We start from the raw sequence: 17930 nt of genomic DNA, 5'->3' as shown, positions 1-17930 counted from the left end.
AATTTATAGCTTTCGTGAAGCACACCTTGCTTTTTCTGCTGATTTTTAGTGCGGGCTCTGTATTTGCACAATTATCTGTCACATCTTCTGCGGAAGCAGAACATTTCCTTTTTGTACAAAACAGGCTGCTTTACGTAGAGAAAGAAATTTCTATAGATCAAAAGGATCCCGGCTCTAAAGCAGGCATATACCTGCGTAACCATGCGGGACTACTGCAAGGAGACAGCGATTCAAATAATAATACAGGCAATGGCAAATTATCAGTCTATCAGCGTGGCACCTCTTCAGCTTTCGATTACAACTACTGGAGTTTACCTGTAGCCGTTAGAACTACAGAGCAAAGTATCGCCGATTACATTTATGCACCAAAAGATGTATTAAACTCGGAGAAAATATCACTCATTTCAGAGCTTAATGGTAAATCTGATCCACTCCAAATATCGAACAGATGGTTGTATACCTTAGCCGGAACCGGCTATTCCAGCTGGCAATACCTGGGAAATCAATTTGACCTGTTCCCTGGCGAAGGTTTCAGCATGAAAGGAGTAAGTGGCGCTAATTTCAATTTGATTGATACTGAAATGATTAATCCTGGGAACTCCCAGCTATACGATTTCAGAGGCATTCCCAATAATGGTTTGATTGAGATGCCGATCAAAAAAGATCAGATTCTCCTTATTGGTAATCCATATCCCTCCCTATTTGACCTGGATAGATTTTTACTTGAAAATAAGGCCACCACAGGAATTGCCTATTTCTGGGATTCAAAGGCTGAAGTTAATTCTCATTATCTCTCGGATTACATTGGAGGTTATGGCACATATTCACCTGGTCTTAGAGCGTATTTACCGCCAATCTTCAGGAATGACACCGATGCAGAGATTTTTCGTGGCAGAGACATGCAAAGGAGTCCGTCACCCATAGGACAGGGCTTTATGATTATAGGAAAACAGGATGGTATCGTGTCCTTTAAAAATAGTCACAGGGTTTATAATAATGGAGAGCAGACACCAATTTTCAAAAATGCGCAAACACAGGAAATAATTTCTCTCACCTTAAAGATCACCTTTGATTCTTTACACGAGAAAAATCTCATCCTTGGTTTTAATGATAGGGCTACAGACGGAGTTGACCACGCGATGGATGCTAAAAGTATGGAGCAGAAATCCAATGACATCTTCTGGGATCTAGATAATGTGAACTATGTTATTAATGTTCAGCCAAAAATTGACGAAAAACTGAGTCCGTTATTTCTGCAATTAAAGGAACAGGCCGAGATTAGCTTTAGTCTTTCAGGTTTGCAGAATTTTGATCCAGACAGGGTCTTTATCTATGATGCTGAACAGGATCTGTATTTTGGTATTCGATCTGGCAGTTTAAGTTTAAGCCTTTCAGCAGGACTCTATAAAAACCGATTTTATCTGAGTTTTATTGAAAAGTTACCTGAAGGGCAGGAAGAAAATTCAGAAGAGATTGATGAGAATGATAGCGACGAAGCACAGGAGACTGCAGCAGAAGAGAATTCTGAAGATCCCGATATTCAAAATCCAGTTATACCAGATCTGAAGGTTTTTGATTCCAAACCTTCACGTGTTCTACTAAATTCTCTGGAGATATTTCAGAATAACAAACTGGAACAGCTGGAAATAAAACTATTTTACGACAGCTGGATCACACAGGTGAGTATGTTTGATTTGCAGGGAAGACAGGTTTACCAGCAGGTTTTTCAAAATAGAGAAAAAGAATTTTTATATCCTACCGGGAATTTGAGTAATGCTATTTATATTGTGAAGGTTAAAACTCATGATCAAACAGAGATCAGCAAAAAAATAAGAGTTAGTAATTGAGTTCGATAGAAGAATACATGCTGCCCTGCCTCAACAAAAGCGTATTTGGTATTGATTGTACCGGATGCGGAGCTCAGCGTTCTGTGGCCTTATTGCTTCAGGGCAATTTTGAGGCTGCATTTTATATGTATCCTGCCATCTACAGTATCATACTATTACTACTTTTTGTCATCTTCAACCTGTTTGTTAAATTTCGACAGGATTACAATATCAAAATAGGTCTTATCATTTTGAACGGTGTCATCATTGCCAGCGCTTATCTCTACAAAATGTTTTATATATTTAATTAACCAATAACTAACTACCAATGGAACAAAGAGAATTACCAAATTCAACCCTAATCCTCGTATTCGGAATTTTATCTATCGTAGGCTGTTGCTGCTATGGAATTGCCGGAATCATTTTCGGGATCATCGCTTTAGTAATGGCCAAACGCGCTATGGAAATTTACAATACAGATCCTCACTTATACACTGGTTATAACAATGTGAAAACCGGGAGAATCCTGGCGATTATAGGTCTAGTGCTAAGTGGAATTTCTATTCTAATTACGATTGTAAGCCTTATCGCATTTGGAGGAATGGAAGGTGTTGAAGAAATGCAAAGAGAGATCTTAAGAGAATACGGCGGGTAGTGCCATGCCTAACATAAATAAAAAAACCCGCCAATTAGCGGGTTTTTTTTGTTGTAAAGCAATTACTTCTCGAATTGCTTGAGGGTAGTAATAATAATATTGACGCAGTCTCGCAATTGTTCTTCATTCATCACCAATGGTGGAGCGAACCGAATAATATTTCCATGCGTTGGTTTAGCCAGTAAACCATTTTCTTTAAGCGCCATACAAATATCCCAGGCAGTGGTACTTTCAGGTGAGTCATTTATCACGATCGCGTTTAACAATCCACGTCCTCTTACAAGTTCCACAATATTGCTTTCCTTGATATAATCATCCAGCAGTTGTCTAAACAAATTACCTAGCTTTCTCGCGTTCTGAATAAGATTCTCATCCTTAACCACATCCAAAGCTGCGACAGCCACAGCAGCAGCTACCGGGTTTCCTCCAAAGGTAGAACCATGCTGTCCTGGTTTGATAACTTCCATCACTTCATCGTCTGCAAGTACTGCAGATACCGGGTAGTTTCCTCCGGAAAGCGCCTTACCTAAGATGAGAATATCTGGTTTACTATAAGTTTCCTCCTGTCTTTCACAGTGGTTTTCACAAGTACAATGTCCACAAACAGCCAAAAGACCACCAGTTCTGGCAATCCCTGTTTGTATCTCATCTGCCATAAATAAGACATTATGCTTATTACAGATCTCTTTCACTCTTCTCATGTAGTCATCTGTTGGTGTATAAACACCTGCTTCACCCTGAATTGGCTCGACAAGAAATCCAGCAATATTAGGATTTTTTTCAATGGCTTCTTCCAGGGCATCAACATCATCGTAATTAATTTTGATGAAACCTGGAGTATAAGGACCAAAATTCTTACGGGCTCCCTCATCATTCGAAAATGAAATAATCGTGGTGGTTCTTCCGTGGAAATTATTTTCAGCAACAATGATCTGGGCTTCTGTCTCCTTTACCCCTTTTTTCTCATAGGCCCATTTACGAGCGATCTTAATAGCCGTTTCCACTGCTTCTGCACCTGTATTCATTGGCAGGATCTTGTCAAAACCAAAATATTCTGTAGCGTACTTCTCGTAAGCTCCCAATACATCATTGTGAAATGCTCTTGATGTAAGGGCAAGTTTAGAGGCCTGTTCATACATCGCCCCAACGATCTTTGGGTGACAATGCCCCTGATTTACTGCGGAATAAGCCGATAGAAAATCATAATATTTTTTGCCTTCAACATCCCAGACATGTACACCTTCTCCCTTGCTCAAAACTGCAGGTAGCGGGTGATAATTATGGGCTCCATGTTGATCTTCAAGTTGTATCGCTTCAGCTGAAGAATTGACTTTAGGTAATGGCATGTTAGTTCTTAATTTTTTGAATTAGTGTTTGGTTATTCCTACTTTTCCGCAGGTATTGGCGGCATTTGGAGAGAAATCATCCGGTAAATTTCAATTGTTGCAAATTACTAAATGTTTGCTGAAAATTTCAACTGGCCTCTCTTTAAATCTTGTTAATTATCCTATTTTTGCGCTATGGCAAGAAGAAACAAAAACAAGTTATTTACTGAAGTAGAAGTGGTAGACGCCGGAGCCAAAGGCAAGGCTATTGGCAAATCGCCAGACGGCAGAGTGATCTTTATAGACAATGCAGTACCAGGTGATGTCGCAGATATTCAAACCACCCGAAAAAGAAAATCCTATTACCAGGGAACTGCAGTAGAATTTCATAAACTTTCAGAAAAAAGAACGGAACCTGTATGTCAGCACTTTGGAACCTGTGGTGGTTGCAAATGGCAGAATATGGAATATAAGTTTCAGCTTGAATATAAAGAGAATGAGGTAATTAATAATCTACAGCGGCTGGGGAAAATCGAATTGCCTGAAGTCACTCCAATTCTTGGGAGCGAAGAGATCTATTTTTATCGTAATAAAATGGAGTTCTCCTTCAGCGACAGTAGATGGCTTACCATAGATGAAATTCAAAGCGGTGAAAATATTGAAGATCGTAATGCTCTTGGATTTCATATTCCGGGAATGTGGGATAAAATCCTCGATATTAAAAAGTGTCACCTGCAGGCAGATCCAAGCAACGCCATCCGAAATTTCACAAAGAAATTTGCCACTAAAAATGATATTACTTTTTTTAATACAAGAAACCAGGAAGGCTTGTTGCGAACCCTCATGATCAGGACCTCTTCTACAGGTGAGATCATGGTTTTGATTCAATTCTATTCTGAAGATAAGGAAAAGAGAGAATTACTTCTGAATGCGATTAGTACAGAATTTCCTGAGATCACTTCATTACAATATGTGATCAATAACAAAGGAAATGATACGATCTACGATCAGGAAGTTATCTGTTTTAAAGGTCGTGACCATATATTCGAGGAAATGGAAGGTCTTAAATTCAAGATCAACGCTAAATCTTTTTATCAGACCAATTCTGAGCAGGCCTATAATTTATACAAAATTACCAGGGAGTATGCAGATCTTAAAGGTGATGAACTTGTTTACGACCTTTATACAGGGACCGGTACCATTGCCCAGTTTGTCGCTAAAAATGCGAAAAAGGTCATTGGTGTAGAAGCCGTTCCGGAAGCCATAAAAGATGCAAAGGAAAATGCTGAACGCAACAATATTGAAAATACAGAGTTCTATGTGGGAGATATGCGAAAGGTTTTTACTGAAAGCTTTATCGCACAGCTTGGTAAACCAGATGTGATTATTACAGATCCACCTCGGGACGGGATGCATAAAGATGTGATCGCTCAGATACTAGGGATTATGCCTGAAAAAATTGTGTATGTTAGCTGTAATTCGGCAACACAGGCCAGAGATCTTTCTTTAATGGATGAATATTATAAGGTCACCAAAACAAGAGCTGTGGATATGTTCCCGCAAACTCATCATGTGGAAAACGTAGTCCTTCTGGAAAAACGATAAATAGCATGAAGACCAGGTTCTTACTTTTTGGATTACTCAGCTCGATTTTTCTACTAGGATGCCAGAGAGACGATATTTGTCCGGAATCGGCAGATATCACTCCCTTCCTGATCCTCCGATTCTACGACATTGATGATCAACAGCTGGAGAAGGCACCACAAAACCTGAGCATTCGTGAGGTTGGAGATGATACTACTTTTGTAAGTATTCGAAGCAATAGCAGTACCATTACCTACTTTAGATATTCACAGGATAGTATCGCAATACCTTTACGTACCAATGCTGGTGAAACCAATCTTGAATTTATTTTAAATACCGCAGAAATTCCTGAAGAGGGGGAAGAACCTGATGAAGAAGACGAGGAAAATCCGCAGAACACAGATATATTACGATTTTCCTATACTGTAGAGGAAGAATATCTAAATCGCGCCTGCGGCTACAAAGCAAATTATATTGGACTGAAGGTAAATTTGGACGCCGGTGAAGACGATAGCTGGATACAAAACATACAAATTCTGGAAACTAATATTGATGATCAAAATAATGCCCATGTTTCGATATTTTTCTAGTTTCATTATTCTGCTTAGTTTCTCATTCCTGGCTGGTGCCCAGGAACAATCCAGCACAAAGGATACTTTAAACTATAATGAGAAGTACGGTATACGGGTTGGGGTGGATATCAGTAAACCTATCAGAAGTATCTTTGATGATAATTATAGCGGAATTGAATTGGTAGGAGACTATCGTTTTTATAAAAATTTCTACGCTGCTGCAGAGCTTGGTAATGAGAGGATCACTTTTGAAGGGGATAATATTCAAACTTTGTCCAATGGAAGTTATATAAAGTTGGGTGGAGACTATAATGCTTACGAAAACTGGCTGGACATGCAAAATGTCATCTTTGTAGGTATACGGTATGGATTCGCAACATTCTCACAAACCCTCGAGGAGTATACGGTATATACTTCGACAGATTATTATGGAGTAAATACGAATACTGAAGAAATTGAATTTACAGGACTTACGGCAAGCTGGGCAGAAGTTATGGTAGGCATCAAAGTGGAGATCGTTAATAATCTTTACTTATCTGCCAACGTACAGCTTAAAAGAAGAATTAGCCAGAGCGAACCAAATAACCTGGACAATCTTGCCATCCCCGGTTTCGGAAGAACTTATGATGCCAGTGAATTTGGCGCAGGCTTCGGTTACTCAATCAGCTACATGATTCCTTTCTATAGAAAAGCAAGAAATTGATTTAATCTCTTTGTTTGCTCTTCTTTTTTGATCCTTCGTAAAGCACATACTTCAGAAGTCTTCCTTCGAGGGGTCCGTTATATAATTTTATTTTCCTGGAGGCTCTTAACCCAACATTTTTTATTGCCTCGAAATTGGTAGCGATAAACCAGGCATGGGTTCCGGGATATCCCTGTTTTAGGGTATCCCCTATTTTTCCGTAGAAATCTTCAATATCGATCTCAAGTCGCTCACCGTAAGGCGGATTAAATAGCATATGCAGATAGCCCTCATTCTGTTTTACGCTATCAAAAAAACTCTTCTGTTCAATTTCAATAAAATCGCCTAGATTCGCATTCGTCACGTTATCCTTGGCTTTCATTACTGCGGAAGGGGCCTTGTCATAACCTCTGATCTTGAAGTGAAAATCACGTACTTTCTTTAAGGCTGAAGTTTCTATCTTTTCATAAAGATCTTCATCCCAGTCATTCCATTTTTCGAAAGCAAATTCTTTCCTGTTCAAGTTTGGAGGAATGTTGCACGCAATCATCGCCGCTTCAATTGGAATGGTTCCGCTACCGCACATAGGATCTAAAAAGTCACATTGTCCATCCCATCCAGACATCAACAACATACCCGCGGCCAGTACTTCATTTATGGGTGCGATATTCGTTGCAGTTCTATAACCTCTCTTGTGAAGGCTATCGCCAGAACTATCGAAGGATACGTTACAAAAATTATTCTCGATATGAATATTAATTCGCAGATCTGGAAAATCAAGATCTACATCAGGCCTTTTGCCAAATTTCTCCCGAAAACGGTCTACAATTGCATCCTTGGATTTTAATGCCACGTATTGAGAATGAGTAAAAATATCAGAATGAACCGCAGAGTCTATAGCCAGGCTACCTTCCACATCAATAAATTTCTCCCAGGGCAATTTTTTGATATTATCGTATAGCTCCTGTTCAGAATTTGCCTTAAAACTTTCGTAAGGCTTCAGAATTTTAATAGCGGTACGTAAACACAGATTAGCTTTATACATAAAACCCTTATCGCCTACAAAACTAACCATTCGGTTACCCTCTTTGATATCCATCGCACCGAGGTCTAAAAGTTCTTTTGCCAATATCGATTCGAAGCCAAATAAAGTCTTGGCGATCATTCTGTAGTTATCCATAGTACTGCTTTAAAGAACCACAAAAATAAAGTAATTTTGCCCCAAACGATAATATTTACAGGATACTTCGATTGAAAGATCCTCTCCTGTCTTAATTGCATTCAAATTGCCAGATAGCTTATATATTTACCTGTTGCCCGTCCTGGCTGTTCTCGCTGGATATATTATTTCAGTATTTTTAAAACCAGGAAGTTCTTCGGGCTTTAAATTGTTGCTGGCTTTTAGTGGAGCCTATCTCTTATCGGTTACTGTACTGGAATTGCTTCCGGAAGTTTATAGCTCTCCCAATAAAAATATTGGTGTTTTTATCATGCTGGGACTTTTATTGCAGATCGTGCTGGAATTTCTATCCAAAGGCGCCGAACATGGTCACATGCATCATAACAAAAATTCTGCTGCATTTCCAATTACACTCCTTATCAGTTTAAGCATACATTCGCTGCTTGAAGGCTTTCCAATGGATCACGATAACCATCTTTTGCATGGTGTGGTAATTCACAAAATACCTGTAGCTGCAATTCTTTCAGTATTCCTGGTGCAGAGCAAACTCAGTAAACCAAAGGTCTTCCTTTTCCTAACTTTATTTGCTGCCATGACGCCACTAGGAAACTGGCTCAAAAATCATATTCCTGAAATTGCCAGGTATTCAGATGAGATCAACGGAGTAGTTATTGGGATTTTTCTACATGTATCTACCACGATCCTGTTTGAATCTTCAAAAAATCATTCATTTAATGCCTCCAAACTAGGGGTCATTATCCTTGGAATATTACTCGCTTATTTTATCTGATATGTTTTCTCACGAAGAATCAAAAAAGATAAGACAGCAATTCTGGACCAGCTTTGGGAAAGAATTTCCGCATAAGTGGCTTTTGTATAATACCAAAATGAAGGAGATCCAATTAAAATTTTCCTTTACCCGGAAATTTGCCATGGTATCGTTTGATATTGTTGACCAGGACGAATTTATCAGAAGTTACTACTTCGAAAAATTAGAATCGCTAAAAACGGTTTTAAAGGAATCATATCTTCCCAATATTCAGTATGAAAAAGAATACGAATTACCGGAAGGTAAAGTAATCTCAAGAATTTTTGTGGAAAAAGATGGAGTTAATATACATCGCCAGAAAGACTGGCCAGAGGTAAAAGAATTTTTGGCTGAAAATATGCTGAAGATGGAGGAGTTTTTTGGAGATTTCAATGATTATATCAAAAGTTAATTCTAAGCATCCAATTGAATCCTGGATTGATAATCGCCAGGTGCCATCTTTTTTCTAGATTTAAAGACCCGGTTAAAATAGGAGCGGCTCTCGAAACCACACTCTTGGTAAATTTCCTTAATACTTCTCCTCTTGTCTTGTAGAAGGCTTACCGCAAGTTTAATTCTCTCATTATTTATAAAATCAATAGGTGAAACTCCTAATTCATTTTTAAACACACGATAGAAATTAGATTCACTCATACAAGCCTTCCTGCTCAATTCACTTATAGAAATATTAGAGCTCAAATTAGACCTGATAAATTCTACCACATACGCCAACCGCTTACTGGTTACTAAACCAAAACTTTTTTCAGTATAGATTTTCCTGGAATTGGTTTGCAGAATTCTAATAATGAGCTCTTCCAGCATGTTATCAACAAAAAGATCTTTGGAAGGACGCTCTTCAGTAAACAGGAACATCAATCTTTGTAAGATCTGGTAGATTCCAAGGTCGTTTGTGAAATGAAAATTATAATCCATAAGACTCCATTCCAGACCATCAGCTTTGGGCATTTGATCGTTCATTTTGTCAAGCACACTTTTTATCTTTTCTTCAGAAATAGCCATGGCGAGACATTGTGTAGGCTTATTAGACCTTGCTTCCGGAAAATCTATACACATAACTTCCTTTGACGGTAGGATAAGAGATTCCCCAGGTAGAAAATCAAAAGCTTGCCTTTCTCTTAAATGCATTATCTTCTTACCTTTTAGCATACTGGCGAGAACCGGTTGATCGAACTCAAGAATTACCTTCTCAGCTTGGGCATGTGTCTCGAAAATATGTAAAGCGGCATTATTGAGTGTATAAGAGGTTTGATTTTCTACAAGGCTTTGCAATTTACGATTCCCGTAAAACTTATTAGACAACTGCATATAAATTAACTATTGATATTGTATCGTAGGATAATGTATTAAATATACAAATTTGTGCAGGTTTTTTTAAAGATATATCAGTTTTTAAAGGATAGTTCAATATATCGATAGAATAGTTCAGGGATTTAATATAAGAACTGTATAACTTTGAGAAGCAACGAATTTGGTCGTTTGCTAGTTTCTTATAACCTTAAAATTCAGATCATGAGCACAACACAAACCACAGAAAAGAAAGGAATTCAAAAACCAGAATTTAAAGACACTTACGATAACTTTATTGGAGGGAAATGGACTGCTCCCGTAAAAGGTGAATACTTTGAAAGTATTTCACCAGTCGACGGGAATAGCTTCACAAAAGTTGCAAGATCCACAGAAGATGATGTTAATAAAGCAATAGATGCTGCTTGGGAAGCCGCAAAAGAATGGAATAAATCTTCAGCCGCTTATAGAAGTAACCTATTACTGAAAATAGCAGATGTAATGGAAAACAATCTTGAAGATCTCGCCAGAGCAGAAACCTGGGATAATGGTAAAGCAGTTCGGGAGACTCTTGCAGCAGATCTTCCTCTTGCAGTGGATCATTTTAGATATTTCGCAGGAGTTATTCGTGCTGAAGAAGGATCGGTTGCGGAACTGGATTCTAATACCGTATGTGTGAATGTTACAGAGCCATTGGGTGTAGTTGGACAGATAATCCCATGGAATTTCCCTATCCTAATGGCTGCATGGAAACTAGCACCTGCCTTGGCTGCTGGTAATTGTGTGGTATTAAAACCTGCGGAACAAACACCAGTTGGAATTATGATTTGGATGGAATTGATCCAGGATATTCTACCAGCTGGTGTGCTAAATATAATAAATGGATTCGGTGCTGAAGCAGGAAAACCACTGGCTTCAAGTCCAAGAATTGATAAAGTTGCATTTACTGGTGAAACAACGACCGGTCAACTAATCATGCAATATGCCTCAAAGAATATTACGCCTGTAACCCTCGAATTAGGAGGGAAATCACCAAATGTATTTTTCGAAAGCATTATGGAAGCAGACGATGATTTTTTCGATAAATGTATAGAAGGAGCTGTAATGTTTGCGCTGAATCAGGGTGAAGTTTGTACCTGCCCATCAAGGTTGCTGGTTCAGGAAAGCATCTATGACAAATTTATTGAGAGAGTTATCGAACGTACGAAAGCAATTAAATTAGGTCACCCGTTAGATCCAGAAACTATGATGGGAGCACAAGCCTCCAACGATCAATATGAAAAAATTCTGAACTACATCAAAATTGGAAAAGAAGAGGGATGTGAGGTACTTACAGGTGGCGAAGCTGCCTACAACGAAGGATTGGATGGTGGATATTATGTACAGCCAACTATACTTAAAGGAAATAACAAGATGAGGGTTTTCCAGGAAGAGATCTTTGGACCTGTTCTTTGTGTTACAACTTTTAAGGATGAAGCTGAAGCTATAGAAATTTCTAATGATACATTATATGGTTTAGGCGCAGGTGTATGGACAAGGGATATGCACCAGGCATATCAAATTTCAAGAGCAATTCAAGCTGGTCGAGTTTGGGTTAATAACTATCATAATTACCCTGCTCATGCTCCATTTGGAGGCTATAAAAAATCTGGTATAGGTAGAGAAAACCATAGGATGATGCTTAATCACTATAGACAGACTAAAAATATGCTGATATCCTACGATAAAAAAGCAATGGGGTTTTTCTAGTCATATGATAAATCGTGTAGATATAACGGAAGAAGCGATTGATGTGATTGACAAATTGAAAGAACGTCACGGAGATTTAATGTTTCATCAAAGTGGAGGATGTTGTGATGGCTCCTCTCCCATGTGTCTGGAAAAAGGGGATCTCCTTCTCAATGAAAATGATGTCTGGCTTGGAACCGTGCATGGATGCGAATTCTTTATGAGCAAGGATCAGTTTGAATACTGGAAACATACTCATCTTACAGTTGATGTAACAAAAGGCAGAGGATCAAGTTTTTCGCTGGAAATACCACTTGGTTTGAGGTTTATTATTAAATCCAGAATGTTCAGAGAGGAGGAAATATCAAATCTACGTGAGATTAAATTCGGAGAAGATTTTATTCAGAATGACTAGTTCTAATTGTTTAGACTTAAACAGCCACCATTTATGGTGGCTGTTTTTTTGGACATAAAACTTAATCTGACCGTTTATTATCTTATAGTTGAGTGTACATTCTTTGCTTGAAGGTTTTCCTATGGATCATGAAAAACACCTTTTGCATGGCGTTGTAATCCACAAAATACCCGTTGCAGCAATTCTTTCAGTTTTCCTGGTACAGAGTAAACTCAGCAAACCAAGGGTTTTTATATTCCTGGCTTTATTCGCTGCCATGACGCCCCTTGGAAACTGGCTCGAAAACAATATTCCTGAAATTGGCCAACATGCAGATGAGATCAACGGAGTAGTTATTGGTATTTTTCTTCATGTATCTACTACGATACTATTTGAATCCTCTAAAAATCATTCCTTCAATGCTTCTAAACTGGGAGTTATAATATTAGGGATTTTACTTGCTTATTTTATCTGATATGTTTTCACACGAAGAATCAAAAAAGATCAGACAGGAATTCTGGACCAGCTTCGGTAAAGAGTTTCCTCATAAATGGCTTTTGTACAATACCAAAATAAAGGAGATTCAATTAAAATTTTCCTTTACACGAAAATTTGCCATGGTATCGCTTGACATCATCGACCAGGATGAATTTATCAGAAGTTACTACTTCGAAAAATTAGAATCATTAAAAACGGTTCTTAACGAATCTTATCTTCCCAATATTCAGTATGAAAAAGAATACGAATTACCGGAAGGTAAAATGATCTCAAGAATTTTTGTAGAAAAAGAAGGAGTCAATATACATCGCCAGAAAGACTGGCCAGAGGTAAAAGAATTTTTGGCTGAGTTTTTTGGAGATTTTGAAGACTTTTTAAAAAATTAATTCATTTCTATAAAGGACTGCTGTACCCTGTAGATCCTAGTAATTATATAATGTTATATTTCCTGGCAACATCTACTGCCTCAATCTTGGAATGTACCTGAAGTTTTTTATAGATATTTTCTACATGCTTTCGAACAGTGTTTGATGAAAGAAACAGCCTATCAGCAATGACCGTTGTACTCAAACCAGTTGCTAAATATTCCAGAACTTCGATTTCCCGTTTAGACAAAGAAACCTTTTCCTGAAGTTTTTTATTTTTAATCGCCTGAGGATTTCTTAGTAGATGTAAAGTTCTTTTTGCTATGGCAGGGGTCATGCCAGCACCACCTTCGATAGTTTCTATGATTCCCTTATAAAGATCTTCTGGTTTCGTATCCTTTAAGAAATATCCATCTGCTCCTGCTTTTATAGCATTAAAAATATATTCGTCATTATTAAATACTGTGAGAATTAAAACCTTTATATGAGGAAATTTTTGTTTGAGCAGCATCGTACAATCAATGCCATTTAATCCTGGCATTTCTATATCCATAAGAATTAAGTCCAGGTTGGAGTTTTCATCTAATTTTTCCAGCAAATCCTGGCCTTTAGTAAAGGAAAATTTGTGATGTAAATCATCAAAGAATGATATCTTCTCTTCAAGAGCTTTTATGAGAAAAATATTGTCGTCTAATATGGCTAAGTTGATATTCTTCATTCGAAAAATTCCGCAGGTTATTAGTACCTGCGGAATTAGGTGTATCCAAATCCCCAATAATTGGATATCTAAATCTAGCAGGACTTCTGTTTATTTACAATACGTCAATCTACCTATTTTTGGAGAGTAACTCGTGTTCCCTTCCCTGGTCGTGACCAGATCTCCAGATCAATGTTACTCTCCTTTGCCCGTTTCTGCATATTAAGCAATCCGAAGCCTTTTCCAGTGTCCTCAGGATCAAAACCAATTCCATTATCTTTTATGACAAATTCAATACGAGAATCATTTAAGATCTCCTCTACACTAATTGTCGATGCCTCTGAATACTTAATCGCATTGTTTATGGATTCCTGGATTATACGATACATGTTTATGGCATCTAGTGCTGAGTATTCGATCTTCGATAGACCAGGATCAAAGTTTAGTTCGAAATCAATCATTTCACTGGACTGTTTGGCTTGATAGATCAAGTCTTTCAATCGATCCTGCAATTCATTTCTGTTAATAGTTTCTTTGTTCATTGCCCAGATGGTATCCCGCAATTCATTGATGGTGGTGGAAGTAAATGTAGAAATTTGATCGATTTTTTGTAGTATGATTGCGTCAGAATCCTTAAGTCTGTACTTCAGGTTGTCCAGGCTTGAGATGATGAATGTTAGCTGTGAGCCTATATTGTCATGCAAATCGCGGCTTATCCTTAGACGTTGATTCTCTAGTTTATTACGTGTATCCAGCTCGGCGATCGCTACTTGTAGTTCACCTTCTTTTTTCAACCTAATTTTTTCTGATTTTTGTCTTTTAATAACCAGATAAGCCAGTACGGCTAAAAGTGCTGTAAGAATTAAAATTCCAGCGATGATAAAATTTCTTTTCTGAAGCTGAAGTTCATTTTCGGCCAGCTTCGCCCGTTGTGCTAAAATTTCATTTTCTTTCTGCTCCGTTTCAAACTCCACATTCAATTCCGCAATCTTCTCCTTCACGTCAATGGAATTGATACTATCCTTAAAGACATTATACTTTTCAAGATAAAATAATGCAGAATCCATATTATTCCTGAATTTAAATGCTTCAGACATTTTCTGATAGGTATACTGAGCCAGGAAATTATAATTTTCTTCCAGTGCTAATGGAATTGCCCGACGAAAGCTTTTGATAGCTGAAGACGGATTGCCCTCTTCGAGATACACCTCTCCAATCTGGGTATAATTTTCAGCAATTCCTTTACGATCTTGAATATCGATACGTAATGATCTAGACTGTTCAAAATAATATCTTGCACTGTCATATGCACCTCGCTGCGCCAGAATTCCCGCCAGACTGCTATAACTATAAGGAATACCGATTTTATAATCTATTTTAAGAACTGTTTTAAGACCTTTTCTGTAATAAAATTCAGCACTATCCAACTGCCCCTTCATTTCTTTAATAACACCATAATTGTTATAAATACGGCTCATTACCATTTCATAATTGTGCTCTTCTGCAATCCTTTTACCCTTCAACATGTATTCCTGGGCCTTATCCAGATCTTCCCTTTTCATGCGGTATCCCAGCTCCCCGTAACCATCTGCCAATTTTTCCATATCACCAATCTTTTCGTAAACTTTGATTGACTTCAGCATATAGTCTATAGAAATATCAAGATCGCCTTTGTATGCATGTAAGGTTGAAAGCTGCCAGTAAGAACCTGCAATACCACTATCGTATTCCAGTACCTTGGAATTCTCAAGATTGAGCTGAAAAATTTTTAACAAAGAATCTGAGGAAATTGCTGAATTTTGGAGAGTAAGGGAATTAAGAGAATCTATTTTCGCATGTTGTTGAGCGAACATCGTGTTTAAGGTATAAACAAAAATTACGAGCAGTAATCGTTGCTTCATAAGAAAATTGATTGGTTAGTTGATTACTAATTTAAACTATTCAAACAATTAATTACAGCTGAAATATTGAATTTCAGTAAATTATACTGCCTCAGGCAGTTTTCCCTACGATTTTTCAGTGCTTCCAGATACAAAATTCGTGATTGAAGGTTACTAATATCTGTGTTGCATGCCTGCCGGGATATTCTATTTTTTTTTAACTCAGAGGCGATCGCTAACAGGAGAAGAAAGCATAATATGATTATCACTGGCATAGCTGTAAAAAATAAAAAGGCCGATAGAAGAAATCGGCCCTGTTTGAATAAACTCAAAGGTTAAAAGCTTGAGAGGAAAGTATTGGTTTGGTCAAGCAGCATCTTTTTACAGGCCATATAGCTTCCATTTGCATATTTAGCACCATCCACCTCCAGAGTCTTTAGATCACTTACGTTTTTAGATTCGGCACTATAGATTTTATAATAAGCGTTCGAAGTACCAACCATGTCAACATCTCCAAAGGCAGATGTCACTAATTTATCTTCACTTACTACGCCATCAATTTCTATCGGCTTTTTAAGTGCTCCAATAAAGTTAGCCTTGGCATTCATTCCCATCTTACCTGAAAAGAAAGTGATCTTACTATTCACATTATCTGTAGTTTGTGAACCTTTGAACCTAAAACCCTTGGTTTTCTTATTCGCTACAGTATAAATATCTGTCAATCTCAAATCTGGTTTAATTTTAACCTTGGCTCCACCAGGAGCAAAACCACTACCATAATCGGCAAAAATCACATATAGATTTACATTGGCTACAATAGCATCATTAAGTTCTTTTGAGACATTTTTGTCATTCATATTTCCCATGGAGGCGGCAAATTTGCTTTTTTTCTTCTCTTCTCCCTTATTATTCACTTTGTAATAGTAGTCATATCCAGTAGGACTAACAGTGACGATTCCCGGGATAGTAGACTTTCTTACTTCCCCTCCAGTAGATTTAGCCCAGCCGGCATAGGCTTCGATATTCGCAGCATCTGCAGAAGATAGTATAGTAAATCCATTTGATTGTAGTAACTCAGTAAATTCCTGGTATAACTTATCTGTAGTGGCTATCAGCGCTTCCTCACTAACACCTCCTAGACCCACAGCAAGTTCCGCAGTAGCATCTCCTTTCACACCAGTATGGAACATCTTTCCACCTTGTTTGAAATCTATTACTTCATTAAAGATTTGATAATGAATATTGAATTCACTTATATAAACCTTTTGATTGGCATCCTTAAAATTTTTAGTCCCATATTTAGTAATCCAGGGTTTATAATCACCTAGACTTTGAGCGTGAATTGTATTGGTTGCAAAGACTGCAATAATAAATAATACGATGATCCTTTTCATAATTCTTTAATTGGAAAAAAAGTTAACGTTGAATTTACCTTCAGAAATTGTTTTTATACTGTCGTCATTTCCGTTTTTGCCTTTAAAGCTGAAGGTTCCTTCAACACCTTGATCTGTTTCTTCTGAAATAGTAATAGTTCCAGTGGACCCAGTCATATACTGGGAAGACCAGCTTTGAGTATCCATAGGATTGTTCACATCAGTTTTAGTGTAAATCGCCGAACTTGAATTAACAGATCCAAAAGTAAAATCATAGGTTCCCTCGCCAGTATATCCCATAATTGTCATGGTAATGCCATGACCATCGGAATTAGTACCCTGCACTACCAGCATTGTGCTTGTGGAGGCAATAGTTTGTTTTACAGCGTTGGATGATGCCGGAAAGGATTTGAAAGAACCAACGCCACTAATATTGGCAGTCATTTCTCCACCACCATCGCCGGAGGCATTCTCATCATCATCTTTAGAACAACTTGATAAGGTTAAACTGAAGAGTGCCAGTGACAAAAGACACTGTTTAAAAAACTTAAATCCATTCATATTATTGAGATTAGGTTAATAATTGAAGGATAAAACTAAGAAGAGGAGTGTTTCATTTCAATACGGCAATTGCCCTAAAATTGAAGTTATTTGGATTAATGTACATTATGAGGAAAGAAATCTGGAAAGGCACAAGTCAGTGTGAAGGATGAATCTAACTTAAGTTTACTTCACATTATTGCATAAAAAAACCCTTCATCGGTTTGATGAAGGGTTTCTAAGAAGAAGGCGGCGACATACTCTCCCACAATACAGCAGTACCATCTGCGCTAACGGGCTTAACTACTCTGTTCGGGATGGGAAGAGGTGAGCCCCGTTGCTATAGCCACCTTAAAAGGTAAGTTATAAGCCTCGAGCTTAAAACTGTTCTAATTGCTTAGAACTAATATCGTTGACATGATTAAAGAAACAAAAAAGTTACAAGTACCTGTACTACTCTTATAAAATAAGCATTTGGCGGCTCTGAGGTTTTGCGGCCTCAGAGCCATCGCGCATCA

19 protein-coding genes and 1 rRNA gene are annotated in these 17930 nt (G+C 37.8%); 12 read left to right on the top strand and 8 right to left on the bottom strand.

Annotated elements, in window-relative coordinates:
• Positions 1-14: 14 nt before the first annotated feature.
• Genes G529_RS0107975 through G529_RS0107965 form a run of 3 tightly spaced genes read left to right on the top strand, consistent with a single transcriptional unit; the run spans position 15 to position 2481 of the window.
• Positions 15-1847, top strand: coding sequence for a T9SS type A sorting domain-containing protein (locus G529_RS0107975; RefSeq protein WP_157514582.1), 1833 nt, complete (start codon positions 15-17; stop codon positions 1845-1847).
• Positions 1844-2137, top strand: coding sequence for a DUF2752 domain-containing protein (locus G529_RS0107970; RefSeq protein ID WP_026915033.1), 294 nt, complete (start codon positions 1844-1846; stop codon positions 2135-2137). The genes G529_RS0107975 and G529_RS0107970 overlap by 4 nt, the downstream gene beginning before the upstream one ends.
• Before the next feature lie 17 nt (positions 2138-2154).
• The gene (locus G529_RS0107965) at positions 2155-2481 is read left to right on the top strand and encodes a CCC motif membrane protein (protein ID WP_026915032.1); all 327 of its coding nucleotides are present in this window, start codon (positions 2155-2157) and stop codon (positions 2479-2481) included.
• Positions 2482-2543: 62 nt separating this feature from the next.
• Here the strand turns inward: G529_RS0107965 and rocD are convergent, their stop codons facing one another.
• A complete protein-coding gene (gene rocD, locus G529_RS0107960; protein WP_026915031.1) occupies positions 2544-3827 on the bottom strand; it encodes an ornithine--oxo-acid transaminase in 1284 nt (427 codons plus the stop codon).
• 174 nt (positions 3828-4001) lie between these two features.
• On the opposite strand from rocD, the gene rlmD reads away from it, so the two are divergent.
• Genes rlmD through G529_RS0107945 form a run of 3 tightly spaced genes read left to right on the top strand, consistent with a single transcriptional unit; the run spans position 4002 to position 6665 of the window.
• Complete coding sequence (gene rlmD, locus G529_RS0107955) at positions 4002-5411, top strand: 23S rRNA (uracil(1939)-C(5))-methyltransferase RlmD (protein ID WP_026915030.1); 1410 nt, start codon at positions 4002-4004, stop codon at positions 5409-5411.
• Between the two features lie 5 nt (positions 5412-5416).
• Positions 5417-5980 (top strand): DUF6452 family protein, encoded by a 564-nt coding sequence (locus G529_RS0107950; RefSeq protein WP_026915029.1) that lies wholly within the window; start codon positions 5417-5419, stop codon positions 5978-5980.
• Positions 5943-6665 carry a DUF6048 family protein gene (locus tag G529_RS0107945; RefSeq protein WP_245566902.1) on the top strand — a complete coding sequence of 241 codons (723 nt, stop codon included), beginning with the start codon at positions 5943-5945 and terminating at the stop codon, positions 6663-6665. Before G529_RS0107950 ends, G529_RS0107945 begins: the two co-directional genes overlap by 38 nt.
• 1 nt (position 6666) lies before the next feature.
• On the opposite strand, the gene G529_RS0107940 is transcribed toward G529_RS0107945, so the two are convergent.
• Positions 6667-7824 carry a THUMP domain-containing class I SAM-dependent RNA methyltransferase gene (locus G529_RS0107940; RefSeq protein ID WP_026915027.1) on the bottom strand — a complete coding sequence of 386 codons (1158 nt, stop codon included), beginning with the start codon at positions 7822-7824 and terminating at the stop codon, positions 6667-6669.
• Between the two features lie 106 nt (positions 7825-7930).
• Between G529_RS0107940 and G529_RS0107935 the strand changes: the two genes are divergently transcribed.
• Together G529_RS0107935 and G529_RS0107930 are read left to right on the top strand one after the other, a co-directional pair.
• A complete protein-coding gene (locus G529_RS0107935; protein ID WP_026915026.1) occupies positions 7931-8614 on the top strand; it encodes a ZIP family metal transporter in 684 nt (227 codons plus the stop codon).
• A 1-nt stretch (position 8615) separates the two neighbouring features.
• Entirely contained in the window at positions 8616-9044 is a 429-nt protein-coding gene (locus tag G529_RS0107930) for a DUF4268 domain-containing protein (protein ID WP_026915025.1), read from the top strand.
• Between the two features lie 2 nt (positions 9045-9046).
• Here the strand turns inward: G529_RS0107930 and G529_RS0107925 are convergent, their stop codons facing one another.
• Positions 9047-9958 carry an AraC family transcriptional regulator gene (locus G529_RS0107925; protein ID WP_026915024.1) on the bottom strand — a complete coding sequence of 304 codons (912 nt, stop codon included), beginning with the start codon at positions 9956-9958 and terminating at the stop codon, positions 9047-9049.
• Between the two features lie 204 nt (positions 9959-10162).
• Here G529_RS0107925 and G529_RS0107920 point away from each other — a divergent pair, with 204 nt between their 5' ends.
• The 4 genes from G529_RS0107920 to G529_RS0107905 all read left to right on the top strand — a co-directional run bounded on the left by G529_RS0107920 (position 10163) and on the right by G529_RS0107905 (position 12943).
• The gene (locus G529_RS0107920) at positions 10163-11686 is read left to right on the top strand and encodes an aldehyde dehydrogenase family protein (protein ID WP_026915023.1); all 1524 of its coding nucleotides are present in this window, start codon (positions 10163-10165) and stop codon (positions 11684-11686) included.
• A 4-nt stretch (positions 11687-11690) separates the two neighbouring features.
• Complete coding sequence (locus tag G529_RS0107915) at positions 11691-12080, top strand: DUF779 domain-containing protein (protein ID WP_035695828.1); 390 nt, start codon at positions 11691-11693, stop codon at positions 12078-12080.
• An 88-nt stretch (positions 12081-12168) separates the two neighbouring features.
• Positions 12169-12534 carry a ZIP family metal transporter gene (locus G529_RS15640; protein WP_211220661.1) on the top strand — a complete coding sequence of 122 codons (366 nt, stop codon included), beginning with the start codon at positions 12169-12171 and terminating at the stop codon, positions 12532-12534.
• A 1-nt stretch (position 12535) separates the two neighbouring features.
• Positions 12536-12943 (top strand): DUF4268 domain-containing protein, encoded by a 408-nt coding sequence (locus G529_RS0107905; RefSeq protein WP_026915021.1) that lies wholly within the window; start codon positions 12536-12538, stop codon positions 12941-12943.
• A 43-nt stretch (positions 12944-12986) separates the two neighbouring features.
• Here the strand turns inward: G529_RS0107905 and G529_RS0107900 are convergent, their stop codons facing one another.
• From G529_RS0107900 to rrf, 5 genes are all read right to left on the bottom strand, one after another.
• Positions 12987-13640 (bottom strand): response regulator, encoded by a 654-nt coding sequence (locus G529_RS0107900; RefSeq protein WP_026915020.1) that lies wholly within the window; start codon positions 13638-13640, stop codon positions 12987-12989.
• Positions 13641-13753: 113 nt separating this feature from the next.
• Positions 13754-15520 carry a tetratricopeptide repeat-containing sensor histidine kinase gene (locus tag G529_RS0107895; RefSeq protein ID WP_084509763.1) on the bottom strand — a complete coding sequence of 589 codons (1767 nt, stop codon included), beginning with the start codon at positions 15518-15520 and terminating at the stop codon, positions 13754-13756.
• Positions 15521-15834: 314 nt separating this feature from the next.
• Entirely contained in the window at positions 15835-16893 is a 1059-nt protein-coding gene (locus tag G529_RS0107890; protein WP_026915018.1) for a hypothetical protein, read from the bottom strand.
• A gap of 6 nt (positions 16894-16899) precedes the next feature.
• Positions 16900-17433 (bottom strand): DUF6252 domain-containing protein, encoded by a 534-nt coding sequence (locus G529_RS0107885; protein ID WP_026915017.1) that lies wholly within the window; start codon positions 17431-17433, stop codon positions 16900-16902.
• 223 nt (positions 17434-17656) lie between these two features.
• Positions 17657-17766, bottom strand: a 5S ribosomal RNA gene (rrf, locus tag G529_RS0107880).
• Between the last annotated feature and the right edge of the window lie 164 nt (positions 17767-17930).

The sequence above is a fragment of the Christiangramia portivictoriae DSM 23547 genome (assembly GCF_000423045.1).
GTDB lineage: Bacteria > Bacteroidota > Bacteroidia > Flavobacteriales > Flavobacteriaceae > Christiangramia > Christiangramia portivictoriae.
Note: the sequence above shows the minus strand (reverse complement) of the source record. Positions and strands in the feature narration are given on the sequence as shown.